The sequence below is a fragment of the Micromonospora sp. NBRC 110038 genome (assembly GCF_020884815.1).
GTDB lineage: Bacteria > Actinomycetota > Actinomycetes > Mycobacteriales > Micromonosporaceae > Micromonospora > Micromonospora haikouensis.
In genome coordinates this window covers 584004-609944 of sequence record NZ_BBOL01000005.1, presented here as the reverse complement: position 1 = coordinate 609944, position 25941 = coordinate 584004, and the positions used below count along the sequence as shown (strand labels likewise).

General features: G+C 73.9%; 19 protein-coding genes. 4 read left to right on the top strand and 15 right to left on the bottom strand.

Going from position 1 to position 25941, the window contains the following annotated elements; genetic code table 11:
• Positions 1 to 73: 73 nt before the first annotated feature.
• From LPU61_RS21095 to LPU61_RS21030, 14 genes are all read right to left on the bottom strand, one after another.
• Positions 74 to 1870: a condensation domain-containing protein gene (locus LPU61_RS21095; RefSeq protein WP_229405824.1), complete on the bottom strand. Its 1797-nt coding sequence runs from the start codon at positions 1868 to 1870 to the stop codon at positions 74 to 76.
• Positions 1863 to 3131, bottom strand: a complete 1269-nt coding sequence (locus tag LPU61_RS21090) for a cytochrome P450 (RefSeq protein ID WP_229405823.1) — start codon at positions 3129 to 3131, stop codon at positions 1863 to 1865. Before LPU61_RS21090 ends, LPU61_RS21095 begins: the two co-directional genes overlap by 8 nt.
• A gap of 58 nt (positions 3132 to 3189) precedes the next feature.
• Positions 3190 to 5052, bottom strand: a complete 1863-nt coding sequence (locus tag LPU61_RS21085; protein ID WP_229405822.1) for an ABC transporter ATP-binding protein — start codon at positions 5050 to 5052, stop codon at positions 3190 to 3192.
• A complete protein-coding gene (locus LPU61_RS21080) occupies positions 5049 to 7133 on the bottom strand; it encodes an ABC transporter ATP-binding protein (RefSeq protein WP_229405821.1) in 2085 nt (694 codons plus the stop codon). Before LPU61_RS21080 ends, LPU61_RS21085 begins: the two co-directional genes overlap by 4 nt.
• Complete coding sequence (locus tag LPU61_RS21075; RefSeq protein ID WP_229405820.1) at positions 7130 to 9118, bottom strand: FAD-dependent oxidoreductase; 1989 nt, start codon at positions 9116 to 9118, stop codon at positions 7130 to 7132. The genes LPU61_RS21080 and LPU61_RS21075 overlap by 4 nt, the downstream gene beginning before the upstream one ends.
• On the bottom strand, positions 9115 to 9909 hold the full coding sequence (locus LPU61_RS21070; RefSeq protein WP_077935111.1) for an SDR family oxidoreductase: 795 nt from the start codon (positions 9907 to 9909) through the stop codon (positions 9115 to 9117). The genes LPU61_RS21075 and LPU61_RS21070 overlap by 4 nt, the downstream gene beginning before the upstream one ends.
• Entirely contained in the window at positions 9906 to 11054 is a 1149-nt protein-coding gene (locus tag LPU61_RS21065) for an acyl-CoA dehydrogenase family protein (protein WP_043960759.1), read from the bottom strand. The genes LPU61_RS21070 and LPU61_RS21065 overlap by 4 nt, the downstream gene beginning before the upstream one ends.
• The gene (gene aroA / locus LPU61_RS21060; protein WP_229405819.1) at positions 11051 to 14188 is read right to left on the bottom strand and encodes a 3-phosphoshikimate 1-carboxyvinyltransferase; all 3138 of its coding nucleotides are present in this window, start codon (positions 14186 to 14188) and stop codon (positions 11051 to 11053) included. The genes LPU61_RS21065 and aroA overlap by 4 nt, the downstream gene beginning before the upstream one ends.
• A 21-nt stretch (positions 14189 to 14209) precedes the next feature.
• Entirely contained in the window at positions 14210 to 15094 is an 885-nt protein-coding gene (locus tag LPU61_RS21055; RefSeq protein WP_229405818.1) for an SDR family oxidoreductase, read from the bottom strand.
• Positions 15091 to 15348, bottom strand: a complete 258-nt coding sequence (locus LPU61_RS21050; protein WP_043960761.1) for an acyl carrier protein — start codon at positions 15346 to 15348, stop codon at positions 15091 to 15093. Before LPU61_RS21050 ends, LPU61_RS21055 begins: the two co-directional genes overlap by 4 nt.
• Positions 15349 to 15378: 30 nt before the next feature.
• Positions 15379 to 16509, bottom strand: coding sequence for a radical SAM protein (locus tag LPU61_RS21045; RefSeq protein WP_043960762.1), 1131 nt, complete (start codon positions 16507 to 16509; stop codon positions 15379 to 15381).
• 19 nt (positions 16510 to 16528) lie between these two features.
• Entirely contained in the window at positions 16529 to 17248 is a 720-nt protein-coding gene (locus tag LPU61_RS21040; protein ID WP_176734421.1) for a Phenylacetic acid catabolic protein, read from the bottom strand.
• A 110-nt stretch (positions 17249 to 17358) separates the two neighbouring features.
• On the bottom strand, positions 17359 to 18933 hold the full coding sequence (locus tag LPU61_RS21035) for a class I adenylate-forming enzyme family protein (RefSeq protein ID WP_229405817.1): 1575 nt from the start codon (positions 18931 to 18933) through the stop codon (positions 17359 to 17361).
• Positions 18926 to 19147, bottom strand: a complete 222-nt coding sequence (locus tag LPU61_RS21030; RefSeq protein WP_043960764.1) for an acyl carrier protein — start codon at positions 19145 to 19147, stop codon at positions 18926 to 18928. The genes LPU61_RS21035 and LPU61_RS21030 overlap by 8 nt, the downstream gene beginning before the upstream one ends.
• Positions 19148 to 19373: 226 nt before the next feature.
• Between LPU61_RS21030 and LPU61_RS21025 the strand changes: the two genes are divergently transcribed.
• The gene (locus tag LPU61_RS21025; protein ID WP_229405816.1) at positions 19374 to 20438 is read left to right on the top strand and encodes an IS630 family transposase; all 1065 of its coding nucleotides are present in this window, start codon (positions 19374 to 19376) and stop codon (positions 20436 to 20438) included.
• On the opposite strand, the gene LPU61_RS21020 is transcribed toward LPU61_RS21025, so the two are convergent.
• The gene (locus LPU61_RS21020; RefSeq protein WP_082106345.1) at positions 20399 to 21223 is read right to left on the bottom strand and encodes an SAM-dependent methyltransferase; all 825 of its coding nucleotides are present in this window, start codon (positions 21221 to 21223) and stop codon (positions 20399 to 20401) included. The two genes, LPU61_RS21025 and LPU61_RS21020, sit on opposite strands and share 40 nt — an antisense overlap.
• 452 nt (positions 21224 to 21675) lie before the next feature.
• On the opposite strand from LPU61_RS21020, the gene LPU61_RS21015 reads away from it, so the two are divergent.
• The 3 genes from LPU61_RS21015 to LPU61_RS21005 all read left to right on the top strand — a co-directional run bounded on the left by LPU61_RS21015 (position 21676) and on the right by LPU61_RS21005 (position 25914).
• Positions 21676 to 22743: an SMP-30/gluconolactonase/LRE family protein gene (locus tag LPU61_RS21015; protein WP_052503547.1), complete on the top strand. Its 1068-nt coding sequence runs from the start codon at positions 21676 to 21678 to the stop codon at positions 22741 to 22743.
• A 31-nt stretch (positions 22744 to 22774) separates the two neighbouring features.
• Complete coding sequence (locus LPU61_RS21010) at positions 22775 to 24478, top strand: PQQ-dependent sugar dehydrogenase (protein WP_229405815.1); 1704 nt, start codon at positions 22775 to 22777, stop codon at positions 24476 to 24478.
• A 113-nt stretch (positions 24479 to 24591) separates the two neighbouring features.
• The gene (locus tag LPU61_RS21005) at positions 24592 to 25914 is read left to right on the top strand and encodes a PHB depolymerase family esterase (protein ID WP_374199704.1); all 1323 of its coding nucleotides are present in this window, start codon (positions 24592 to 24594) and stop codon (positions 25912 to 25914) included.
• Positions 25915 to 25941 lie beyond the last annotated feature (27 nt).

Genomic DNA, 25941 nt, shown 5'->3' with positions numbered 1-25941 from the left:
CGGTTGCCGCTTTCGCCGACCTCTCCGCCGCGCATGCCGGCCGCCGCGCCGGTCGTCCCGGGGAGCCCGCCGGTCATGCCGGCCGCCCCGGGCCGCGTGCCGCGACGGGCACGCCCCGCCAGGCGTCGGGCCCGGCCCCGGCGGGCGGGGCCGCCACGCAGGCGACGTACCCGTCGGGCGCGGCCACGCCCGTGCGGCCCGGCAGCAGGTCGAGCACGCGCCGGTGCAGTTCCTCCGGTACGGCCGAGGCGTCGGCGACGTACGCCGTCAGCCCGGTGTCCGGCGCGGGCCCGGCGGCGAGGACGGCGACCTCGACGCCCCCGGCCGCCTCGCGGACCAGCTCCGCCACGTCGGCGGGGCGCACCCAGCCGGCGGGGGTACGCACCCAGTCCGCGCCCCGGACGGCGGGGGTGAGGCCGATCCGGTCGGGGATCTCGGCGACGCGGATCTCGTCGGCGACCGCGTCGCACAGCAGCGTCTCGATGCCCCGCACGATGGTCTCGCCGAGCGCGCCCGGCAGGTACGTCGTGTCCACCAGCAGGCCGAGGCGGCAGATCCCCTCCCCGGCGTTGCTGGCGGCGACCATGAACTTCATGTCGCTGCGGGGCAGCGGGTCCAGCCGCGTGTAGCGGGACCCGGCGCGCAGCTCGGCGAGCCGGTCCGGCCCCGGTTCCGGGCCGGTGACGGCCCAGTCGTTGCCCCGGTGCCCGTTGTTGAAGTAGGTGGACAGGTCGAACGACACGCCCCGCCGCCGGCCCACCTCCTCGACCACCGTCCGGACGGCGCGTGGGTCGCACTGCGCCCGGCGGTACGCGTCGAACGCGGGCCGGTGCGTCTGCCGGATGGCGGTGAGCAGGTCCACGTCGCGCGGGACGGTGAACGCCAGCAGCGCGTCCAGGGTGTTCAGCGCGATCAGGTCGCGGCTGCGCCGGTCGAGCCGGTTCCCCGTGATCAGCTTGAGCACGGCGGTGTCGTGGCCGTTGTAGGCGGTCAGGACGAGCGTGGTGAGGCAGAGCAGCACGGTCGAGAACGACGTGCGGGTGCGCGCCGCGAGGGCGGCCGCCGCCGCGGCGACCGCCGCCGAGTCGAGCAGGTGCCGCTCGATGGGCTGGTCGCCGGTGGCCGCGCGCGGCAGGTCGAACATGGACGCCGGCGCGGTGGACAGGCCCTGTTCCCAGTGCCGCAGCCCGAGCCGGCTCTGCTGCTGGCCGGCGGGTGAGCCCTCGAAGGCGGCCTGCTCCAGCGCCTGCGGCACGCCCCCGCCGGCCGCCGGCTCGGCACCGACGGGCGGCCCGACGGCGGCGGCCGACGCCGGCTCCGGCTGACCCCGCTCCCCGGTGAGCCCGGCGAGCAGGAGGTCGACGAACGTGTGGAACGCCCAGCCGTCGAACGCCAGGTGCGACCCGACGAGCGCCACGGCGGTGACCCGGCCGTCCCCGTCGACGACGCAGCCGACCCGCAGCGGCCACTCGGCCTCGTGGTCGAACGCGGTCTCCGCCAACCGCCCGGCCAGTTCCTCCGCGACGCGCGGCGGGTCGTCGTGCCCGTCGGCCACCACGACGTCGTACGCCCCCGAGGCGTGGACCTCCTGGCGGGGCTGGCCCGACCGGGCCACGTACCGGGTCCGCAGCGTCTGGTGCGCCTCGATCAGGTCCCGCAGGGCCGCGAGCAGCCGGGCCTGCCCGACGGGCTCGGCGAGCACGAGGGGCTGGCCGATGTTGAACTGGTTCGCCTCCTTGCCGAACCACTGCATCGCGTCCCACATCACGCTCTGCGCCCAGGTCAGCGGCCCGGACGCGGCCTCGCCGACGGCGAACGGCAGGTCGAGCACGGCCGGGTCCGGCGGGCCGCCGGTGGTCGCGTCACGCACGGTGCCCCCCGTTCACCGGTGCGGCGGCCGGGCGACCGCCCTTCGGGGTGAGGCGCAGCGGCAGGTGGTCGAGCCCCCGGAACGCCGGGCTGGGGATCTTGACCAGCTCGCCGATCAGCTCGATGTCGTCGGTGCGCTCGATGAGCAGGCGCAGGAACGTCGCCGCTTGGAGGCGGGCCAGGTGCATGCCGACGCAGGTGTGGATGCCCGCCCCGAAGCCCAGGTGCCCGTCGGTGCGGCGGTCGATCCGGTACGCGTTGGGGTCGGGGAACTTGCGCGGGTCGCGGTTGGCCGCCGCGAACGACAGCTCGACCCGGGCGTCCCTCGGGATGGTGGTGTTGCCGACGACGACGTCGGTCGTGGCGGTGCGGAAGACGTTCTGCACGGGCGGGTAGAAGCGGGCCGTCTCCTCGATCGTCGCCGGGATCAGGTCGGGCCGGCTGCGCACCAGGCGGAACTGGTCGGGGTGGTTCAGCAGGGCGTCCAGCATGTTGCCCAGGAAGTGCGTCATGGTCTCCTGGCCGCCGACGAGCAGGGTGAGGCAGAGCCAGAGGATCTCGTTCTCGGTCACCCCGCCCTTCTCGGCGGCGGCGAACAGCTTCGACACCAAGTCGCTGCGGGGCGGCTGCGCCCGGCGCTCCTCCAGCAGCCCACCGAGGAAGGTGGACAGGCCGGCGACGGAGGAGAGCGCGGACTTGGCGGCCCGCAGCCGCAGGGCGTTCTCGTCGGGGTCGTCCGGGGCGTCCTCGCCGACCTTGGCGTTGGCGATGAAGCTCTCCAGCACCCCGGCGGTCAGCTTGAGCTTGGCGAGGTTGTCGCTGGGCACCCCGACGATCGTGGTGACGACCTTGACGGGCAGCAGGATGATCGCCTGCTGGACGAGGTCGATGTCGCCGGTGGCGACGGCCTCGTCGAGCAGCTCGCCGCAGACCTGCTCGATGAACGGCCGCCAGAACTGCACGCCACGGGGCGAGAAGTCGTGCCGGATCAGCCCACGCATCCGGGTGTGGTCGGGCTGGTCGAGCCCGAACAGCACGGGCAGCGTGGACCGGTGGTAGGCGATCCCCTCGGCCGAGGAGAGGCCGCCGTGGTCCTTGGCCGCCGCGCGCACGTGGTCGTACCGGATGACCAGCCACATGTCGCGGTCGGCCAGGTACAGCGGCTCCTCGTGGCGCAGCAGCTCCGCGTACGCGGGATAGGGGTCGTCCATGGCGCTCGGGGAGAAGGGGTCGAACTCTGCGGTGTGCGTCGCGCTGGTCACTGACGGGTCCTCCGGACTTCGCTGTGGCTGGTGGGCCGGACGTCGGCGTCCACCCCGGTCACCGGTACGCCCTCGCCTGCAGCTCGAACATCTCCGCGTAGAGGCCGTCGGCGGCGATCAGGTCGGCGTGGCCGCCCAGCTCGGCGACCCGGCCGTCGGCGAGCACCACGATCAGGTCGGCCAACTGGACGGTGGAGAAGCGGTGCGACACGAACACGCTGACCGCGCCGGTGGCGGCGGCGACCCGGGCGGCCTGGAGCCGGTACCGCTCGAACATCGCGTGCTCGGCCTCGGCGTCGAGGGCGGCGGCGGGCTCGTCGAGGACGACCAGCAGGGGGGCGTCGCGCATGAACGCCCGGCCGAGGGCGAGCTTCTGCCACTGGCCGCCGGAGAGTTCGGCCCCGTCGGCGTACTCGCGGCCGAGCTGGGTGTCCAGGCCGGCTTCGAGCTGCCCGACGAGGTCGCCGGCGCCGGCGCGCTCCAGCGCGGCGCGCACCGCCGGCTCGTCGTCGAGCCGGGGCAGGTCGCCGACGCCGACGGTCCGCCGGGCCGGCAGTTCGAGGCGGACGAAGTCCTGGAAGCCGGCCGCGATCCGGGCCCGCCACCCGGGCAGCGACAGGTCGGCCAGGTCGACGCCGTCGACGAGGACCCGGCCGGCGGTCGGGCGCAGCAGCCCGCAGACGAGCTTGACGAGGGTGGTCTTGCCGGCGCCGTTGTCGCCGACGATCGCCACGGTCGCGCCCGCCGGCAGGTGCAGGTCGAGGCCGGCGAGCACCGGCTGCTCCCCGCCGGGGTAGCGCAGCTCGACGCCGACGAGCCGGATGCCGTCGCGCAGCCGCTCCGGCGGCGGCGACCCGGCCGGTGCGGCGGCGGGAGGCACGGCCGGAAGGGCAGGCGACGCGGCCGGAGCGGCGGCGGGGCGGGCCTCGTCCCGGTCGGCGCGCTCCCCGGCCCGGACCAGTTCGTGGACCTCGTCGAGCCGCTGGTAGACGCTGCGCAGCCGCTGGAGGTCCTGGAGGACACCGACCGCGGCGGCCACCTGCTGGTTGACCTGCGCCGCGATGGTGATGACCAGGATGACGTCGCCCACGCCCCGACGGCCGGCGACGGCGTCGCGCAGGATCAGGAGCACGGCGGCGATGTAGCCGCCCGCGAACGCCAACTGCCCGAGCATGCGGACGAGGCTCGCCACGGCCTGCGTGCGCCACAGCCGCCGGGTGGCGTCCTGCCAGAACGCGCCGTGCCGGCGGCGTACCTCCTGTTCCAGGCCGAAGACCCGCAGCTCCTTGCCGGACGCGGCGTGGGTGGCGAGGCGGAACAGCCCCAGGGCCCGGCGGGTGGACTCGGCGCTGGCCTCCCTCGACCGGTCCACCATCCGCTCCGCCCGGCGGCCCGCCAGCAGCGGCGGCACGGCGACCAGCGGCAGCAACAGCAGCAGCGGGTGCAGCGAGGCGAGCACCGCCGTCGTCAGCGTCATGGACACGGCCAGGCCGACGCCGGTCAGCACGGCCTGGAGGCCGACGCGGAGCTGCTCGACGTCCTCCTCCAGGATCCTGACCTTGTCGGCGAACTCGGGCTGTTCGAAGTGGGCCATCCCGGCCGAGCCGTTGGTGGCGTCCATCAGCTCCTGGTGCAGGTGCAGGACGTCCAGCTCCGACAGCTCGAAGTACGCGATGTGCGCGAAGTGGCCGAGGGTCAGGCCGGCGATCAGCAGCACCGCCACGGCGACCCCGGCGAGGCTCGCGGCGACCGGCCGCCCGGCGTTCGCGGCCTCGAACAGGACGCGCAGCATGATCGCCACCAGGGGCCACGCCGCCGCGCCGGCGACGACGAGCACCAGCGCCGTGACGGCCTTGCGCCGGTCCTGCCGCAGCGAGGTCCGCCACAGCGACCAGGCGGCCGACAGCAGTCCGCGACTCATCCGAGGCTCCGTTCCTGTCCGATCTCCGCCGGCGCGCCGTCGCCCTCCGGGCCGCCCGGGTCGTCGCCGTCCCGGCCGCCCGGGTCGCCGCCGCCCGGGTCGTCCGGGTCGTCGCCGTCCGGGCGGTCGTCGAGGAACCGGGCCGCCTGCAACTCGAACAGCCGGGCGTACCGGCCGCCGTGGCGCAACAGTTCGTCGTGCGAGCCCTGCTCGACGACGCGCCCCTCGGCCAGCACGACGATGTGGTCGGCGCGGCGCACGGTGGCGAACCGGTGCGAGATGAGGACCGTGGTGACGCCCGCCGTGGCGGCGATGATCTCGTCGAAGAACCGCGCCTCGGCGCGGACGTCCAGGCTGGCCGTCGGCTCGTCGAGGACGAGCACCGACGCGCCGTGGCGGACGGCGAACAGCGCCCGGGCGATGGCGAGCCGCTGCCACTGGCCGCCGGAGAGGTCCACCCCGCCGCGCAGCTGCCCGGACAGCGGGGTGTCCAGCCCTCGCGGCAGCGCGTCGAGCGTGCCCAGGATCCCCGCCGCCTCGGCCGCCGCCCGGATGCCGGCGAGGTCACCGGCGTGCCCGGCGGCACCGAGCGCGATGTTGTCGGCGGCGCTGGCCTCGTACCGCAGGTAGTCCTGGAAGATCACGGCGAGGTTGCCGCGCCAGCGCGCCACGGGCAGGGCGTCGACGGGCTGCCCGCCCACGGTGATCCGGCCCGAGGTCGGGGTCGCCAGCCGGGCGAGCAGCTTGACCAGGGTGGTCTTGCCGGCGCCGTTGAGCCCCACGATCGCGGTGCACCTGCCCGGGGGCAGGGTGAGGTCGAGGTCGGTGAACACGGGCGCGGACCGGTGCGGGTAGCGGTAGCACACCGCCTCGAACCGGATCGGCACGGCGGCGGGCGGCGCGCCCGGCTCCCCGGCGGGGCGCGGCGCGGGCACCGGCGGGGGTGCCGATGCGGGAGCGAGGGCGGGGGCCTGGACCGGGGCGGGGGCCTGGGCGGGGGCGGGGGCCTGGGCCGGGGCGGATCGGGCCCGCATGCCGGCGCGGAACTCGTCGACCGCCCGGTAGGCGTTCATGCCGAACTGGGTCTGCACGTCGGCCTCGGGATAGAACTCGCCGAGCTGGATCGCCGCCAGGACGGCCTGGATGACCAGCGCCAGCCGGGTGAGGTCGACCTCCCGCTGCCCGCCGGCCAGGCCCAGCGCGGCGAGGACCGCGACGAGCACCACCAGCCCGAGGGCCGTGTAGCCGAAGTAGGGCCGCAGGTAGACGCGGCGGCGCTCGGCCCAGACCGGGCGCATCCAGTCCAGGTACGCCGCCGCGTACTGCTCGCGCAGCCACGGCAGGAGACCGAAGACGCGGATCTCCTTGGCGGCCGGCTTGCCCGTGGCGACGGAGCGGAAGTATGTCAGCCGGCGCACCCGGGCCACGATCGTGCCGTAGATCGCCGCGTACTTGCGCAGGCCACCGCGCTGCCCGTGGCGGAACGCCAGGACGGCGGCGAGCAGGCCCACGCCCGCGAACCAGGAGAACACGACGCCGACGACCACCGCGTACCCGGTGAGCTGGCCGTAGCGGGCGAGCAGCGCCAGCATCCCGGCGCAGGCGGCCCCCGGGCTCTGGATGCCCTGCTCCACCTCGCGGGACGCCTCGCTGAGCCGGTCGGTCAGCGCCCGGTCGTCCAGCGGTTCCATGCCCGGGCTGCTCAGCGCGGCGGCCATCAGCTCGTCGGCGACCCACCCGTCGACGCGGCGCTGGACCAGCAGCCCGGTGGTGAGCTGGAGCTGGGCCAGCAGTTGCTGCGCGCTGAGCGCGGCGGCGGCGACGACGAACGCGGTCACCAGCCGCCCGAACGCCGGCGAGTCCACGCCGTCGCGGACGGCGGCGGGCAGCCGCCCGACGAGCAGGCTCGTCATCACGATGAACAGCACCGGCGCGGCGGCCAGCAGCACGTTGTTGACGACGGCGGCGGTCACCGCCGCCCAGCCCGCGCGCGGCAGCAGCCGCACGATGCGCCACCGGTCCACGGCGGTGCGCCGCAGCACGCCGAGCGCGGTAATGCGTTCCGGCCCGTCGACGGTCATACCCGTTCCTCGATCCCAGCGAGTTGGTCGGCGCGGTCCTGCGCGCGCCGGAACGCCTCCGCCGCCGCCCCGCCCTCGGCGAAGGCCCGCACCGCGTCCAGCCCGGCGGTGTCCCGCGCGCCGCCGACGACGTGGTGCCAGACGCCGGCCGCGCGCACCGTCGCGACGAGGCCGTCGTCGGGCACCTGCCCGGCGGCGATCACCACCGTGTCGGCGGGTACGGTGCGCGGCTGCCCCTCGGCGTCGGCGAAGTGCACCCCGGCCGGGCTGATCCGCAGGTCGCGGACGCCGGGCACGACGTCGACCCGCTGCCGGCGCAGCTCGGCGAGCACCGCCCACCGCGTCGAGCGCCCGAGCCGGGGGCCGAGCCGGCGGCCCCGGTGCAGCACCGTGACCCGCCGTGCCGGCCCGGCCGGGTGGCTGGCCAGGTGCGCCAGGTCCACGGCGACGCCGCCGCCGCCGATCACGACGACGCGTTCCCCCAGCGCCCCTTCGGCGAAGGCGGCCGGGTAGCCGAGCACGTGCGGCAGGTCGGCGCCGGGGATCGGCACCGGCCGGGGCAGCACGCCGGTGGCGACGACCACCCCGTCGTAGCCGCCGAGCAGGTCCCCGTCGGCGGCGGTCACGGGACGGCCGGTACGCAGCTCGACGTCGAGCCGGGCCAGCTCGGCGACGAGGAAGCCGATCGCGGCGAGGTAGTCGGACTTGCCGGGCACCCGGCCCGCCAGCCGGAACTGGCCGCCGGGCTCGTCGGCGGCCTCGTACACGGTGACCCGGTGCCCGGCCAGCGCAAGTTCGCGGGCGGCCCTGAGGCCCGCCGGGCCGGCCCCGACGACGGCGACCCGGCGGGGCGACGCGGCGGGCGACACCGCCGGCTCGTGCTCGCGCCCGACCCGGGGGTTGACCATGCAGGACACCGGCTCGTCGGCCAGCGACCGGTCGATGCAGGACTGGTTGCAGGCCACGCAGACGTTCACCGGCCGGCCGGCGCGGGCGTTGGCGACCAGCTCCGGGTCGGCGAGGAACGGCCGCGCCATCGACACCAGGTCCAACGGCGTGCCGGCGAGGACGGCCTCGGCCTGCGACAGCCGGTTGATCCGGTTGCTGGCCAGCACGGGGAGCGCGCCGACGGCCTGCTTGACCGCCGCCGCCACCGGCACCCAGTGCCCGGGCGGGACCACGGCCTGCACGGTGGGGACCGGGGACTCGTGCCAGCCGACCCCGACGTTGAGGGCGTCCGCGCCGGCGGCGGCGAGCGCGCGGGCGTACGCCAGCACGTCGTCGCGGGTCGTGCCGCCGGCCATCAGGTCGTCGCCGGTCATCCGCATGATCACCGGAAAGTCGGGGCCGACGGCCGCGCGCACCGCCCGGACCACCTCCACCGGGAAGCGGGACCGCCGCTGGGGGTCGCCGCCCCACTCGTCGTGGCGCTGGTTGGTCAGCGGGGAGAGGAACTGGTCGAGCAGGTAGCCCTCCGAGCCCATGATCTCCACGGCGGCGAAGCCGAGGTCGCGGGCGTGGGCGGCCCCCCGGGCGAAGTCCGCGACCGTGCGGGCGATGCCGGCGGCGTCGAGCGCGGTCGGGGTGTGCCGGGAGAACGCGCTGTGAACGGCGGACGGGGCGACCGGGTGGGGGCCGCCCGCCGCCGGCCGGGCGTACCGGCCGGCGTGGAACAGCTGCAGCGCGAGCAGCCCTCCGGCGGCGCGCACCTCGGCGGCGACGCGCCGCAACCGGGCGCGGAAGCGGGCGTCGTCGAGCACCCCGTAGCCCGGCCCCCCGGCGCCCTCCGGGCTGACGGCCGCGCCGCCGGTGACCATCAGCCCGGCCCCGCCCCGGGCCCGCTCGACATAGAACGCCGCCAGCGCCGCCCCGCCGTCGTCGCGGGCCTCCCAGCCCAGGTGCATGGCCCCGGTGACGACGCGGTGCGGCAGCGCCAGCCGGCCGATCCGGCCGGGGCGCAGCACGTGCTCCAGGCCGGTCGTCATGTCAGGGGGGCGGTCAGGTCCTGGACGAACGGCGGCGAGACGATCGACAGGCCGCCGTCGGCGACGATGGTCTGCCCGGTGATGTACTCGGCCGCCGGGGAGAGCAGGAACGCGACGACGTCGGCGATCTCCTGCGCGGTGCCCATCCGACCCTTGGGGATCTTGGGCAGCACCGTGGACAGCGGGGCCATCCCGGGCACGTCGTAGAAGTACTGCGACGACTCCGTCTCGATGATGCCGCCGTTGACGGCGTTGACGTTGATGCCGCGCCCGCCGAACTCCAGGGCCATGTAGCGCACCCACGCCTCGATCGCGGCCTTGGCCGCGCCGAGGTTCGCGTACGTGGGGTAGGCGCGGATGCTGCCGTAGCTGGACAGGGCCACGATCCGGCCGCCGTCGGGCATCAGCCGCACCGCGTGCTGGCAGCCGAGCACGAACGCGCGCAGGTTCATCGCGTACGAGCGGTCGAGGTGGTGCACCTTCAGGTCCATGATGTTCTTGAACGAGCTGGCCGCCGCGTTGCAGACGAAGTAGTCGAGGGTGCCGAACTCCTGCTCGGCGGCGGCGAACAGCCGGTCGATCTCCTCGGGCTGCTCGACGTCGGCGGCCACGGTGAGCGCCCGGCCGCCGAGCTGCTCGATCTCCTTGCGGACCTGGTCGGCCAGCTCCGCGTTCTTCTTGTAGTTGACGACGACCGAGCCGCCGCCCCGGGCCAGGGTGAGCGCGAGGGCCCGCCCGATGCCCCGGGAGCTGCCGGTGATCAGTGCGGTCTTGCCGTGGTAGCTCGTCACCGTTGCTCCGCCAGGATCTCTCGTGCGATGACCGTCTTCTGGATCTCGTTGGTGCCTTCCTCGAACCGCTGGGCGCGGGCGTCGCGGTAGACGCGCTCGATGGGGCTGCCCTCCCAGTAGCCGATGCCGCCGTGCGCCTGCAGCGCCTTGTCGGTGACCCGGGTCAGCATGTCGACGGCGACCAGCTTGGCCATCGAGGACAGCGCGTCCGCGTCGGCGGCCCCCGCCTCCCACCGCCGCGCCGCGTGCAGGGTTAGCTGCCGGGCGGCCTCGATGTCGGCGGCGTTCTCGGCGAGCGCGAAGGCGATCGCCTGGCGGGCGGTCAGCGGCTTGCCGAAGGTGACCCGGCGGCGCGCGTGGGCGACCGCCAGCTCCTGGGCGCGTCGGGCCAGGCCGACGCAGGTCATGGCGACGCCGATGCGGCTGGGGGTGAGGAAGCCGCCGAGGGCGACCGTGAGGCCCGCGCCCTCCTCGCCGAGCCGGTTGGCCACCGGCACCGGGGCCCCGTCGAAGATCAGGTGGGCGTGGTCGGTGCCGCGTACCCCCATGGTGTCGGCCATCGGCTCGACCCGGACGCCCGGGACGTGCCGGTCCACCATGAGCGCGACGGTGCCGTCCTTGCCGGTGGTGCCGGCGAGCCGGGCGAACAGCAGCCAGTAGTCGCAGCTCACCCCGAAGGTGATCAGGTGCTTCTCGCCGGAGAGGAGGTAGGTGTCGCCGTCGCGGACCACGCTGGCGCGCAGGTCGGCCCCGGTGCCGGCGGTGGGCTCGGTGAGGGTGAACGCCACCCGCAGGTCGCCGGCCACCTGCGGGAGCACGAACCGCTTGCGCTGCTCGTCGGTGGCGAACTGGTCCATGGCCCGCCAGACGCCGTTGCAGACGTGCACGATCATCCGCAGCGACGCGTGGGACATGGAGAACAGTTCGAGCAGCCGCAGGTACTGCGTGAAGGAGAGCCCGGCGCCGCCGTACTCGGCCGGGGCGGCCAGCCGCAGGTAGCCACGGTCGCGCAGGTCGTCCCAGAGCTGCGGCGGCACCGCCCGGGTGCGCTCGATGGTCTCGGCGTAGTCCTCGCCGGGCCCGCGGACGAACGCCTCGACCTCGCGGGCGAGCGTCGCGAACGCCTCGCCGTCGTCGTCGGTCACGTGGCCTCCTCGCTGATGATCTGCTTGAGCTGGTCTCGCAGCACGAACTTCTGCACCTTGCCGACCACGTTGCGGGGCAGCTCGGGCACGGTCTCCAGCCGCTCGGGCCAGTACTGCTTGGCGACCTTGCGCTCGTCCAGGAACCGCCGCATCCCGTCGAGCGTGAGCGGTTCGGACGAACCCCCCGGCCCGGCCGCCTCCGGTCCGGTTACCTCCGGTCCGGTTGCCTCCGGTCCGGTTGCCTCCGGTGCCGGCTGCGGCACGACGAAGGCGCAGGCCCGTTCGCCGAGGCGCGGGTCCGGCATCGCGACGATCGCCACGTCGCGGACGGCCGGATGGGTGTGCAGGAGCTGCTCCACCTCGGCCACCGGGATCTTCTCCCCGCCCCGGTTGATGACGTCGCGCACCCGGCCGGTGATCCGCACGAAGCCGGCCTCGTCGATTACCGCCAGGTCCCCGCTGCGGTACCAGCCGTCCGGCGTCAGCGCGGCGGCCGTCCACTCCGGATGGTCGAGGTAGCCGGCGAAGAGGCAGTCGCCGCCGACCTCGAAGTTGCCCTCGGTGCCGGCGGGCAGGACGGTGCCGTCGTCGTCGGTGACCCGGATCCGCACGCCGCGCAGCGCGCGGCCGTCCGTGCCCCAGGCGCGGGCCGGCTCGTCGGTCGGCGCGGCGAGCGTGCCGAGGCAGGACTCGGTGGAGCCCCACGCGCCGCACACCGCAGCCCCCAGGGTGCGGGTGGCCCGCTCGGCCAGCGTGCGGGGCACCGCCGCGCCGGTGGCGACGAAGACGCGCAGCGCCTCGGGCGGCCCGCCGCCGGCCTCGACGGCGTCCACCAGGTCGGCGAGGAACGGCGTGGCGGCCTGGACGAAGGTCGCGCCGGTGCGGTGCAGGGTGGCCAGGGCGGCGGGGCCGCTCCAGACGGGCTCCAGCACGACCGGCGCGCCGAGGACGAAGCCGACCCACATGCCGTAGAGGAAGCCGGTCTGGTGCGCCAGGGGCGACGGCACGTACAACCGGTCGGCCGCCGTGAGCCCGAGGTGGCGGGCCTGCATGGCCGCCGCGCGGGTCAGCGTGTCGGCGCGGTGCAGCACGCCCTTGGGCTGCCCGGACGTGCCCGAGGTGAACATGAGCTGGGCGAGGGCGTCCGGGGCGGGCCGGCGGGCGGCCAGGGCCGCCGCGTCGGGACGCTGCCGGGCGAGGGCCGCGTCGAACCGCTGCCACCGCGCGGCCGGGCCGCCCTCCGGCGGCGGAACGGACGCCACCGGACCCGCCAGCTCCGGGCCGGGGCACGCCGCGCCCGGGGACGCCGCGCCCGCCGGCAGCGGGCCGTCGCCGCCGACGACGAGGACGTGCGCCACGGCCGGCGCGCCGGGCGCGGCCAGCACCGACGCGGTCTCGGCGACGTGGTCGCGCCCCCGGAAGGCGGCGGGCACCACGAACACCCGCGCCCGCGAGCGGCGCAGCAGGTCGTCGACCTCCCGCTCGCGGAAGAACGGCATCATCGGGCAGCAGACCGCGCCGACGCGCAGGGTGGCGAGGGTGAGCACGACGAACTCGTGCCAGTTGGGCAGCTGCCAGGCGACCACGTCGCCCGGCCCGACGCCCAGCTCCAGCAGCAGCGCCGCCGCGGCGTCCGCGCGCCGGTCCAGCTCCCGCCAGGTGAGTACGCCGCCCGGCCGCCCCGGCGAGGCGGCCTCGATCACGGCGGCGGTGCCCGGGTGGGCGCGGGCGTGCCGGCGTACCAGGTCGGCGGGGCCGGTGGCGGCCAGCCGGGCCGGGGACGGCAGCGCCGCCGGCCGGGCCGGCTCCCGGTCGGCCGGCGGCCTGTCGACCGGTGCCCGGTCGACGGACATGTTCAGGCCGACCGCGTTCATCTGGTCGAGGAACTGCGGATAGGAGATCCGGTGGGCGTTGGGGTAGGTGAGCCGGCTCTCCCCGGAGGCCCGGGACGCGGCCACGGCCAGGGCCATCAGCACCCGGTGGTCGTTGAACGACGACAGGTCGGCCTCCCGCAGCCGGTCCACGCCGTCGCAGACGAGCCGGTCGGCGTCCAGCCGCACCCGCCCGCCCATCCGGTTGAGCTGGAGCATCGCGGCCACCCGGTCGGACTCCTTGAGCCGCACGTGCGCCACGTTCTCCAGGACGGTGCTGCCCCGGGCGTGGGCCCCCAGCACGCTGAGCACCGGGAGCATGTCGGGCACGGCGCGGCAGTCGACGCGTACGCCGCCCAGCCGCGATCCGTCGTGCCGCACCCGCGTCCAGCCGGTGGCCGGGTCGCGCAGCAGCGGCAGGCCCATCTCGCGCAGGTGGTCCAGCAGGTCGGCCTCGGGGTGGTCGACCTCGCTCGACGGCCCGGCCGGCAGCCCCCGGAAGAGGACGTCGGACGGGTGCAGGGCCGCCGCCGCCAGGCCGAAGGCCGCCGCGCCGACGTCGGGCGGCAGGTGGACCTCGGCGGGGGTGGCCCGCTGCCCCGGCTCGATCTCGAACCGCCGCCCGTCCGCGCCGACGCTCACGTGCAGGCCGAACCGCCGCATCATCGCGATGGTCAGGTCGACGTAGGAGCGTTCGTTGAACGGGCCGACGACGTCGACCACGGTCGGGCCCGTGGCGAACGGGCCGACCAGCAGCAGGCTGGAGATCCACTGCGAGAGGGTGCCCGGGATCTCCACCCGGCCCCCGGTCGGCGGGCGGGCCGGGACCCGGATCGGCAGGAGCCCGCCGGTGGACTCGATCTCCACGCCGATGCCGGCCAGCGCGTCGAGCAGCGGGCCGATGGGCCGCCGCCGGAAGTACTTCTGGCCGGTGATGGTGACCGGCGACCCGGCCAGCGCGGCCAGCCCGGTCAGGAAGTAGAGCGTCGTGCCGGAGCTGCCGACCGAGACCTCCGGGCGGACCGGCCGGTAGGGGCCGCCCCGCACCACGAACGTGTCGTCGTCGACGGTGATCGACGTGCCGAGGTCACGCAGGGCGCCGATGGTGTGGCGCACGTGGCCGGCGCCGCAGGCGCCGTGGATGCGGCTCGTCCCGTCGGCGAGCGACGCCAGCATCAGCGCGCGGTGGGCATGGTATTTCGATGCCGGTATGTCCAGCTCGCCCACGAGGGGTTCGCTGGTCCCCTTGATGACAAGACGCACGGTCGCTCCCCGCAGTGTGTGTCAGCCGGTCGCGGTCTCGCCGCGCGACGCCGTCGTCCCGCCGGCCGGAGCCGTCGCGGCGGGGGGCACGCCGGTGCCCGTCGCCGGCGACACGCCGACCCCGCCGAAGACGGCGTGCATGCCGCCGTCGGCGTGCACCACCTGCCCCGTGGTGTGCCGGGACAGGTCCGACAGCAGGAACAGGACCGCGCCGACGACACGCGCCGGGTCGGCGCGGTCCCAGCCCAGCGGGGCCCACCGCTCGTACTGGTCGGCCAGCTCGGCGAAGGTGCGCACCCCGCGCGCCGAGACGGTCTCGACCGGGCCGGCGGCGACCAGGTTGACCCGGATGCCGGACGGCCCGAGGTGCAGCGCGAGGTAGCGGGCGACGGCCTCCAGCGCCGACTTGTAGACCCCCATCCAGCCGTAGCCGGGCAGCGCGCGGGTGGAGTCGACGGTCAGGCCGACCGCTGCGCCGCCGCCCGGGGCGCGCGCGAGCAGCGGCGCGAGCGCGGTGGTGAGCTGCTGGAAGGAGTACGCCGACGCCCGGAACCCGTCGAGCACGCCGCTGGCCGGCGCGCTGACGAAGCCCGGGCCCAGCGCGTCGGGCGGCGCGGCGGCGATGCTGTGCAGCACGCCGTCGAGCTGCCCCCAGCGGCTCTCGATCTGCTCGGCCAGGGACGCGACGCTCTCGTCGGACATGACGTCCAGGTCGAGCACCTCGGCCGGGGACGGCAGCAGGTCGGCCACCTTGCGGGTGATGCGGGCCACCCGACCGAACGAGGTCAGGACGACCTCGCAGCCCTCCCGTTGCAGGGCCGCCGCCACGTGCCAGGCGATCGACTCGTTGTTGAGGACGCCGGTGACGAGGTAGCGGCGCTTGTCCAGGCTGAGCAGGGAGGTCAATGTGACGCGCCCGCGACGATCCGCGTGACGAGTTGCCCGATGGTGACGTCGGCCAGCTCGCTGCGCGGGATCTCCACCTTGAACTCCTTGACGACCATGGCCATCAGGTCGGCGACGTCCAGCGAGTCGATGTCGAGCTGGTCGAACTTGGCGTCCGGGGTGATCGCCTCCTCGTCGACGCCGAGGTCGATCAGCTCGACGCGGAGCCGGTCGGCGACGACGGACTCGGTGATCGGGGCAGAGGGGGAAGACATGCGGGGCACTCCTTCGATCGGATGGGTTGGCTACGCGGCCAGCGGCGCGCGGCGGGCGAAGTTGGCGTGGTGCCGCTGCGCCCAGTACCACTGCCGCCAGTAGCTCTCCGCCAGGTCCAGCCAGGTCTCCAGCCGGCCGACGTCGTCGAGGAACCGGTTGGCGCTGACCAGGAGCCAGCTGTAGACGCCCTGGCTGTCGCGGCAGTCGGCGCAGTTGCCGGACGTGCAGCAGAACTGGAGGGTCTGGTAGTCGGCGCCGTAGACGGCGAAGCCGTCCAGGACGGGGTTGCCGTTGGCGATCCGGTCGGCGTGGTCGGGGTGCTCGACGCTGATGCTCGGGCAGACGTCGTAGCCGAACTGACCGCCCCAGTGGCTGCGCCCGGTGATCAGCGTCTCGATGAAGTACGGGTGGCTGACCACGGTCTCCGGATACTGCTCCTTGATCCGCAGCGCCTCGGCGAGGGTGCGCTGCTCGTTGTCGATCCGCAGCGCGTGGTCGCTGCCGTGGTCGGAGTAGAAGTTGAAGGTGACCTGGTTGCCGTTGTCCTGGATGGCCCGCACCGTCGGCTCGACGTACTGCAGGCCCTCCTCGGACAGCGCGTACACGAAGATGACGCGCGGGTCGTTGCGGTAGTGCCCGAGGGCGGTCTCGAAGAGCCCGGTGAACGCCGATCCGTTCGGACGGTAGCCGCGCAGGGAGTCGTCGAGCGGGCCGCCGCCGAACAGGCTGATCGCCACCGCGACGTCCTCGAACCCGGCGCGCGGCAGCGGCCGGATCCCGTTGGTGGAGATCGTGACGTACGGGAGCCGCTCGACGAACGGCACGACCCGGTTGAGCACCAGCGTGGGCTCGCCGCCGATGAGCGTCGCCTGGGTGACGCCCCGGGCGACGAGCGAGTCGACGAAGTCGGAGATGACCACGGGGTCCGACGTCTCCGGGACGGCCGCGTCGAAGCCTCCCTCGAAGTACCAGCAGCCCTTGCACCGGATGTTGCACGTGGTGGTCAGGTGGACCTCGGACGCGGTGACCCGCAGGCCCATGTCCCGGACGGCGGCGAGCCGCCCGGCCAGGTCGGGGCGGCCGGCGAGCAGCGCCTGGAGCCGGGCCTTGGCCTCCTTGCGGGAGGGCGGGCGTGGATTGATGGCGACAGGGGTGGGCATGACGCGGTCGTCCCTTCCGTCAGTCCGGTACGACGAGCCCGAGGGAGTGGATGCGGGGCGTGACCGTCTGCAACCACTTCTCCAGGGCCTCGCGGTTGGTCGTCCTGCGCAGGCCGAACCGGACCGCCCGCTTGGAGCGCTCGGAGTCCGGCGTGCCGAAGAGGCCCTGGAACACCGGCCACAGGCGGTTGAGGCCCGCCTGAAGCTGCTCGCGGCCCTCGTCGGTGGTGGCCAGGTTGCGGCAGACCCGCGCGCCGTGCGCGATGTGGATCTTCTCGTCCAGGATGATCGTGCGGACGGCGTCGGCCCAGGGCTTGTAGCTGCTCTCGGCGAACTCCCTGATCATCAGCAGGGCGCTCTCCTCGCCGATGTAGGAGTAGATCCCGCGCTCGGCCCACGTGGTGCACTGGTGCAGGCGCTTGTCGGAGAAGAGCCGCCGCTCCTCGATCGTCTGCTCCTCCATGTAGGTCGTGTCGATGCCGATCTCGGCGAGGACCCGCTTGCCGATCTTGTAGTGGTCGTACTCCTCCGCCGCCCGCTCGGCGCACACCTGGCGCTCCTCGGCGTTGGGGGCCAGCGGGATGAACATCATGGTGTAGTCGTCGCCGCCGGAGAGCTCGCCCTCCGTATTGATCATGACCTGGCTGATGAGCGCCTTCTGGTACGCCCGGGGCATGCGCTTGAACTCTTCGGGGGTGCGCACCACGACTTCCTCGTCGTCGAGGATCTCGACTGACATGACAAACCACCTCCTGTCGACTAAAGCCCGAATGGTGCCGGCCGGAAAGAATGGGATGCCGCACCGTTACGGCATTCCCGCCTAATCGCGTGGAGTTCTGGTGGCCCGAATCAGGTCCGGGTCGGTGAAAGACCGTCGACGGCCAGCCGCTGCACTTCCGGCCGCTGGATCTTCCCGAGCGGGGTACGGGGGAAGGCGTCGACGCCGATCTCCTTGAGCGCGACGAACCTGCGGGGCACCTTGAACGGGCTCAGGAACCGCAGCAGCGTCGCGCGCCAGGCGTCGTCGTCGGCGACGGCGCCGGGCAGCAGCGTGTAGACGAGGATCAGCTCCACGCCCGTGACCGGGTGCGGCAGCGCCGCGACGACCGCGTCCTCGACGCCCGCCAGGTGGGGCACCGCGTTCTCGATCTCGGCGGGGTAGACGTTCTCGCCGCTGACGATGACCATGCTGTCGATCCGGTCGACGATGGACAGCTCGCCGCGCTCGTCGAGGTGCCCCAGGTCGCCGCTGCGCACCCAGCCGTCGTCGAGCCGCTTCGCGGTGAGCTCCGGCGCGGCCTCGTAGCGGGTGAAGATGCTCGGGCCGCTGAGCAGGACCTCGCCGTTCTCGCCCGCCGGGACGTCCCGCCCGTCCGGGCCGACCACGCGCACCCGGGCGAACGGCACGGGCAGGCCGGCGCTGCGGGGCTCCCCCGGCCGGCGGTCGCGCGGCTCCACCGTCGTCAGGGAGGTCATCTCCGTCATGCCGTACACCTGGTAGACGCCGATGCCGAAGGTGTCCTCGAAGCGGTGGATCAGCTCCGGGCCGAGCGCCGAGCCCCCGGCGAGGACGCCCTTGAGGCTGTCGGTCGCCGGCCGCTCCGGCCGCTCCACCAGGTTGGCCAGGTAGGCGTTGACGACCAGCGTCCAGGTCGGGCGGTGCCGGTCGACGTAGTGCCAGAACCGCACCAGCGCCGTCTCGGAGCGCACGCAGACCGACCGGCCGCCGCTCCACAGCGGGGTCAGCGTCGGGAACCCCTGCCCGCCGGCGTGGAACAGGGGGACGACGTTGAGGAAGACGTCGTCGGGGCCCGCGTCGGCCCACTTCACCATGGCCAGCGAGTTGGCGAGCAGGCTGCGGTGCGACAGCACGACGCCCTTGGGGACCCCGGTCGAGCCGGAGGTGTAGACGATCTCCGCGTCGCCCGCCCCGCCGTCGCGGGGGGCGGTCAGGTCCCCCTGGTACGCCGCGCCGCGCGCCAGCACGTCGGCCAGGAGGGCCTCGGCGTCGTCCACGGCGACCCGGCGGGGCCCCGGGCCGATCTTCGCGGTGACCGGCGTGGGGGCGAGCACCAGGGCGGGCGCGCAGTGCGCGAGCAGCGCGTCCAGCTCTCCCGGCCCCGACTTCGGGTTGAGCGGCACGAGCACGCGTTGCGCGGCGATGACGCCGATGAACAGCAGCGCCGTCAGCGAGGAGTTGTGCATGACCACCGCCACCCGGCCGCCCGGTGGCACGCCGTGCTCGTCGAGCAGTGCGGCGCAGCCCCGGGTGAAGGTCAGGACGTCGGCGAAGCTCGCCGTCCGGCCGCCCGGCTCGGCGGGGACCAGGTACGGGCGGTCGCCGTGGCGCTCGGCGGCGGCGCGGACGAGGTCGAGCAGGTTCGTGGTGACCGCGAGATCCGGCTCGTCCAGCGGACTAGGCATGTGTGCTGTCGCTGCCGGCGGCCGCCCCCACCAGGTCACAGAGGCGGTTCACCGTGGGATTGTCGAAGATGACGTCGACGACGTCGACCCCGTAGGCCGTCTCGACGCGGGTCACGATCTCCACCGCCGCGACCGAGTCCATGCCCAGCGCGACGAGGTCCTCGTCCGGCCCGAGGGTGGAACGGTTCAGCACGTCGGCGCAGATGGATGTCATCTTCAGTTGCAAATCGGTCATAGTCACTGAAGCGGTCTCCATGTCAATGTGATTCCACGGGCCACCGCGACCTTGCAGCAGCGAGCGAATCCCTCGCTTGGGAACTCGTCGGGACCATACCGAGGGGGCCTGACGCTGTCCAGAAGGGACATCGATTCGTCCCACCACCTGCGACGTCCGAATATCTGCGCCACAAATTCGTTTACATATATGTACCATCGGCCGCATGGGGGGAAAGGGCCGGCCGAAGGCCGAGCTGATGCTGAGCGAAGAGGAACGGGCACGGCTGGCGCGGGGCGCCCGGGCGGCCCGCTCGACACAGGCGTACGCGCTGCGCTGCCGGATCGTGCTGGCCTGCGCCGACGGTGCCAGCAACGCGGAGGTCGCGGCCCGGTTCGGCGTGTCACCGCCGACCGTGGGCAAGTGGCGGTCCCGGTTCGTGGCGCGCGGGCTGCCGGGCCTCGCCGACGCACCGCGCGCCGGCCGGCCCCCGACGATCGGGCCGGGCCGGGTGGAGCAGGTGGTGGCCGCCACCCTCAGTTCGCAGCCGGAGCGGGCGGCCCGCTGGTCCCGGGCGTCGATGGCCGCGCACAGCGGGCTGTCCGCCTCGACGGTCGGCCGGATCTGGCGGCGGTTCGACCTGCGGCCGCACGTCCAGGACGGGCACCGGCTCGCCGCCGACCCGCGGTTCGTGGCGCGGGTCGTCGGCGTCGTCGGCCTCTATCGGCATCCGCCGGGGCGGGCGGTGGTGCTGTGCACGGACGACGCTCCGCCGACGCGGGGCCCCGGGTGGACCCGGTCGACGACCGTGCCGGCCCCCCGCGCGCCGGCCGGCGGGGCCGCGACGGGGCGCGGGGGGAACCGGTCCGCCGAGTACCGCAGGTTCCTCCTCGCCGTCGACCGGGCGGTGCCGGCCGCACTGGACGTGCACGTCATCTGCGACGACGCCGCCGTGCAGGGATCGGCGGCGGTGCGGGCCTGGCTGGCCCGCCATCCCCGCTTCCACGTCCACCTCACGCCGGCCGGCCGGTCGTGGGTGGAACAGGCCGAACGGTGGTTCGCCCTGCTCGGCGAGGAGCTGCCGGCCTGGGCGGGCGGCGACGCCGGGGCCGACAGCCGAACCTGGGTGGCGCAGCCCCGCACCTGGTGGCGAGCCCCCGGGGAGGTCCGCCGCTCGCTCGCCGGGCATCGTGAGCGAACACCCGGACATCGTGAACGAACTTCGGGCGCGGAGCCGCCGCCCGACGGGCCTCAGGGCTTGCGGGCCACCCCGCCGACGATGGTGTGGTAGGTGGCGGTCTGCTTGGGGTCCTCCTCGCCGTCCGGGTGCCACTCCGCCAGCGGGACCAGCCCGGGCGGCAGCAGCTCCAGGTCGCCGAAGAAGCCCATGATCTCCTCGCGGGTGCGCCACCGGCCGGTACCGAGGGTCGCGTTGAACACCTTCTCCACCGCCCGCGCCCGCTCCGAGACCTCCGGCTGGGCGTCGCCCGGATCGTGGAAGTGGGAGATGGCCAGGTAGCTGCCGGAGGGCAGGGCGGCGACGAGCCGCCGGGCGACGCCGGCGGGGTCGTCCTCGTCGTTGAGGTGGTGCAGGATCGCCAGAAGCAGCAGGCCGACCGGCTGGTCGAAGTCGATCAGCTTGCGTTCGGTGAGCTGCGCCAGCAGCTCCTCGGGCCGGCGGGCGTCACCCCCGAGCACGGTGGTGGTGCGGGCGTCGGCGAGCAGGGCCCGGCCGTGGGCGAGGGCCATCGGGTCGTTGTCCACATAGACCACCCGGGCGTTCGGGTCCACCTCGTGGGCGATCTCGTGCACGTTGCCCTGGGTGGGCAGCCCGGAGCCGATGTCGAGGAACTGCCGGATGCCGGCCTCGGCCGCGAGGAATCTGACCGATCGACGGAGGAAGGCCCGGCAGGCCAGCCCCGCCTCGGGACCGTCCGGCGTGACCTGCATGGCCATCTGGGCGGCCTGCCGGTCGACCGCGAAGTTGTCCTTGCCGCCTAGGTAGTAGTCGTAGACCCGGGCAATGCTGGGCCGGGTGGTGTCGACGCCCGGAGGCGCCACCTTTTCGCTGGTCAACGCTTCGACCCCTCCGTACACGGCCATGGTCGCTCACAGACTGGCGGGGAGACCACACACGACACCCATGGCTGCCGAACCGACGCCGGCCCACGAAAGTTGAGGCCGGATGTGCCCTGAGGGTAGATGAGCAACCCCGAAACGTCGATTCCGCCCGCGTCGGGTCAGGCGCCCAGGGCTCGAACGGTGCCCACTCCCGACGAAAGCCATTGAAGCTTTGCGATATTACCGGGCCATTTCGCCCAAACTCAAGACCCGCGCAGCACCCCGCCCCACATGGGAAGTTGGCGGCAACGAAATCATGCGGATCGATGGATTAGGACTTATGCTGCCCGATGTCCCCATCGCGCCCGACGGGCTCGCCCGCCGCCACCGGAGCCACTCGGCGGATCCGTCACCGCGCCACCCCGCGCCCGCCATCGGCGGCGGGCCCTCGCCGATCGGAGCCCCCGATGGTCCCGACTCCCACACTCGCCGCGCTGGCCAGCCTCTGCCTCGCCCTGCCCGCCGCCGTCCCGGTGGGCGCCGCCGCCTCGCCCCCGCAGATTCTTCGCGCCGGCCATGTGAGCGCTCACACCACGACCGCGCTGGCCGGGCCACCCGGGGCCCCGCCCGGCGTCTGCCCGTCCGGCGCCAGCTACGGCCCGCCGCTGCCGGCGACCTCGGTCACGGCGGCGAAGATCCGGGGCGGCTTCTCGTTCCTCGAAGGGCCCGTCTGGCTCGCCGACCGGGGCTACCTGCTGGTGTCCGACATGGGCGCGGCCACCGGGCCGGAGCGGGTCCAGCCGTCGACCATCCGCCGCTTCACCCCGCCGGCGACCTTCGACACGTTCCTCGCCAACTCCGGCAGCAACGGGCTCGCCCTCAGCCCCGACGGGCGGCAGCTCGTCGCCGCCACACACGACCAGCGCAGCGTCTCGTCGTACCGGATCGACGACCTGACCCGCGGCGTGGTCGCCGCCAACTACCAGGGCCGGGCGTTCAACTCGCCGAACGACGTGGCGGTCCGCTCCGACGGCGTCGTCTACTTCACCGACCCCAACTTCCAGCGCGGGGCCCGCGCCGACCAGATGAGCGGGCGCACCAGCGTCTTCCGCGTCTCCGGCGGCCAGGTGTCGCTCGTCGACGACGCGCTGCGCCAGCCCAACGGCATCGCGCTCTCCCCCGACGGCGCGACGCTCTACGTGGGCGCCTACGGCGAGAACAAGATCTACAAGTACGCCGTCGCACCCGACGGCAGCACCGGCCCCCGCAGCGTCTTCGTCAACTACGTCGGCGGCCCGGACGGCGCCACGATCGACTGCGCCGGCAACGTGTACTGGGCGTCGGGCTTCGACGGCCTGGTCCACGTCTACTCGCCCACGGGCGTCGAGCTCGGCACCGTCCGCTCCGGCTCCACGGGCACCACCAACGTGGCGTTCGGCGGGTCCGACCGGCGGACCCTCTACGTCACCTCCGGCCCCACGAACGACTCCGGCCTCTACAGCGTGCGGCTGAACGTGCCCGGCTACCCGTACTGACCGCCAGGATCGACCGGAAGGGACGAATCACGTGTCAACCCGCCCCCTCGCCACCCTCGCACTGCTGACCAGCGCCTGCACCGTCCTGGCAGGTGCACCCGCCATCGCCGCGCCACCGCCGGCCGGCGGGTCGACGGCCGCAGCCGCCCGGTCCGCCGCCGACACCAGGCCGCCCACCCCGCCGACCAACCTGCGCAGCAGCAGGCTGACCTGCCAGTCCGTCACGCTCACCTGGTCCGCGGCCCGCGACGACGTCGGCGTCACGAACTACGACGTCTACCACGACGGGCAGCTCGTCACCTCCGTCGGCGGCAGCACGCTGACCGCCACGCTCACCGTCGCGCAGGGCGTCACCTGGGGCTGGTACGTCAACGCCCGGGACGCCGCCGGCAACGTGTCGCAGGCCAGCGCCACGCTCACCGTCACGCCACCGTTCTGCCAGGTCGACACGTCTCGGCCCAGCACGCCGACCAACCTCGCCGCCACCGCCAACGGCACCGACGTGCGCCTGACCTGGTCGGCCGCCACCGACAACGTCGCCGTCACCCGGTACGACGTCCTGCGCGGCGGCACGACCGTCGGCTCCGTCACCGGCACGGCCACCAACCCGCCCGCCACCACGTTCACCGACACCGGGCTGGCGGCGAACACCCAGTTCAGCTACACCGTCGTCGCCCGCGACGCCCAGGGCAACGCCTCGACGGCGAGCACCCCGGTGACCGTACGCACCGGCTCGGCCTGCACGAGCGCGGTCTGCGGCACGACGGTGGTCACCACCGAGCGGGACCTGCCGTGGGGGCTGGTGCAGCTCTCCGACGGCACCGTCCTGTACGGGCGGCGCGACCTGTTCGACGTCGTCGCCATGAACCCCGACGGCACCGACAAGCGCAGCATCGGCTCGGTGCCGAACGCCGCCGGCACCAACGGCGAGGGCGGCGTTCTCGGGCTGGCCGTGGCGTCGACCTTCGCCACCGACCGGTGGCTGTACATCTACCACACCACGGCGACCGACAACCGGATCGTCCGCATGCGCTACGACGGCACGCTCCAGACGAGCAGCCTCCAGGTGCTGGTGACCGGCATCCCGCGCAACAAGTACCACAACGGCGGTCGGCTGCGCTTCGGCCCCGACGGGATGCTCTACGCCGCCACCGGCGACGGGCAGACCCCGGACCGCGCCCAGGACGTCAACGACCTGGCCGGCAAGGTGCTGCGGATCCGCCCCGACGGCACCGTGCCGGCGGACAACCCGTTCGGCAACCAGGTGTGGAGCTACGGCCACCGCAACCCGCAGGGGCTGGCGTTCGACTCCCGGGGCCGCCTCTTCGAGCAGGAGTTCGGCAACAACGTCATGGACGAGACCAACATCATCGTCCGGGGCGGCAACTACGGGTGGCCGGCCTGCGAGGGCACGGTCGGCGACTGCGCCAACCCCAACTACCGCGCACCGGTACGCACGTACCCCGTCGCCGACGCCTCGTGCAGCGGCCTCGCCATCGTCCGCGACGTGGTGTACCTCGCCTGCCTGCGCGGCAACCGGATGTACCGGGAGGTGATCAGCGGCGACACCCTCACCGACGTGCAGCAGTACTTCGTCGGCACCTACAGCCGCCTGCGCACCGTCGAGCCGACCATCGACGGGAACCTGTGGCTGACGACGAGCACCGGCGGCGACAAGGACAGCGTCCCGAACAACAGCAACGAGCGGATCCTCAAGGTGACCCTCGGCAGGTAGCCCCACCCCACCACCATCCCCGTCCCACCAGATCGGAGCCCATGTCCGTGAAGCGTCTACTCAGGGCGGTGGCGGCCCTCGCGGTCGTGCCACTGCTCGCCATGACGGTGCTGATGGCCGCGCAGCCGGCCTCGGCGGCGGCCCTGACCCAGGTCACCAACTTCGGCAACAACCCCAGCGGCCTCAACATGTACCTCTACGTGCCCGACAACGTCGCGCCCAGGCCGGCGCTGCTGGTGCTGATCCACTACTGCGGCGGCTCCGGGCCGGCGATCTTCAACGGCAACGGCCGCGACTACGTCACCGCCGCCGACCGGTACGGCTACATCATCGTGCTGCCCGAGGTCACGCGCAGCAGCAAGTGCTTCGACGTCTACTCGCCGCAGGGGCTGCGGCGCGGGGGCGGGAGCGACTCCGACGGCATCATCTCCATGGTCAACTACGCGAAGCAGCGGCACAACGTCGACCCCGCCCGAGTCGTCGTCAGCGGCTTCTCCTCCGGGGCGATGATGACCAACGTGATGGCCGCCGAGTATCCGGACGTGTTCGCCGCCGGCTCGGCGTTCAGCGGGGTGCCCGCGACCTGCTTCGCGACCGGCAGCAGCACCAACACCTGGAACGGCCAGTGCGCCGGTGGGCAGATCACCAAGACCGCCCAGCAGTGGGGCGACGCCGCCCGCGCCATGTACCCCGGCTACACCGGCCGGTACCCCCGGATGCAGTTCCTGCACGGGACCACCGACACCACCCTGTCGTACGTCAACTTCGGTGAAGAGATCAAGCAGTGGACCAACCTGCACGGGTTGAGCCAGACGCCGGCGTTCACCGACCGCCCGCAGTCGAACTGGACCCGCACCCGGTACGGCGACACCGGCACCCGGGCGACGGTCGAGGGCATCAGCATCAGCGGCGTCGGGCACGAGCTGCCGCAGGCCGGTCAGATCGCGTACTCCATCGCCTTCCTCGGTCTCGACGGCACCACCACCACGCCGACGCCGACCCCGACCCCGACCCCGACGACCCCACCGCCTACGACCCCGCCGCCGGCGGCCGGGGTGACGGTCGTCGGCACCCAGTCGGGCCGCTGCCTGGACGTGCCGACCAACGGCGGCAACGGCGTCCAGATCCAGCTGTGGGACTGCCACGGTGCCACCCAGCAGCGCTGGACCTACACGGCGGGCAGGCAGCTCACGGTGTACGGCACCAAGTGCCTGGACGCCAGCGGCGCCGGCACCAGCAACGGCACCCCGGTGATCATCTGGGACTGCCACGGCGGCACCAACCAGCAGTGGAACGTCAACGCCGACGGCACCATCACCAACGCCCAGTCCGGGCTCTGCCTGGACGCCAGCGGGTTGGGCACCGCCAACGGCACGAAGATCATTCTCTGGTCCTGCAGCGGCCAGGCCAACCAGCGCTGGACGCTGCGGGCCTGATCCACGCGCCCTGGGGAGTCGTCCGGC

What these genes read in the sequence shown, in the direction of transcription:
- LPU61_RS21080 (WP_229405821.1), bottom strand. Translation starts at nt 7,133, where the DNA reads ATGACCGTCGACGGGCCGGAACGCATTACCGCGCTCGGCGTGCTGCGG.
- LPU61_RS21085 (WP_229405822.1), bottom strand. Translation starts at nt 5,052, where the DNA reads ATGAGTCGCGGACTGCTGTCGGCCGCCTGGTCGCTGTGGCGGACCTCG.
- LPU61_RS21005 (WP_374199704.1), top strand. Translation starts at nt 24,592, where the DNA reads ATGGCCGCGCAGCCGGCCTCGGCGGCGGCCCTGACCCAGGTCACCAAC.
- LPU61_RS21050 (WP_043960761.1), bottom strand. Translation starts at nt 15,348, where the DNA reads ATGTCTTCCCCCTCTGCCCCGATCACCGAGTCCGTCGTCGCCGACCGG.
- LPU61_RS21035 (WP_229405817.1), bottom strand. Translation starts at nt 18,933, where the DNA reads ATGCCTAGTCCGCTGGACGAGCCGGATCTCGCGGTCACCACGAACCTG.
- LPU61_RS21030 (WP_043960764.1), bottom strand. Translation starts at nt 19,147, where the DNA reads ATGACATCCATCTGCGCCGACGTGCTGAACCGTTCCACCCTCGGGCCG.
- LPU61_RS21075 (WP_229405820.1), bottom strand. Translation starts at nt 9,118, where the DNA reads ATGACGACCGGCCTGGAGCACGTGCTGCGCCCCGGCCGGATCGGCCGG.
- LPU61_RS21025 (WP_229405816.1), top strand. Translation starts at nt 19,374, where the DNA reads ATGGGGGGAAAGGGCCGGCCGAAGGCCGAGCTGATGCTGAGCGAAGAG.
- LPU61_RS21045 (WP_043960762.1), bottom strand. Translation starts at nt 16,509, where the DNA reads ATGCCCACCCCTGTCGCCATCAATCCACGCCCGCCCTCCCGCAAGGAG.
- LPU61_RS21015 (WP_052503547.1), top strand. Translation starts at nt 21,676, where the DNA reads ATGGTCCCGACTCCCACACTCGCCGCGCTGGCCAGCCTCTGCCTCGCC.
- LPU61_RS21040 (WP_176734421.1), bottom strand. Translation starts at nt 17,248, where the DNA reads ATGTCAGTCGAGATCCTCGACGACGAGGAAGTCGTGGTGCGCACCCCC.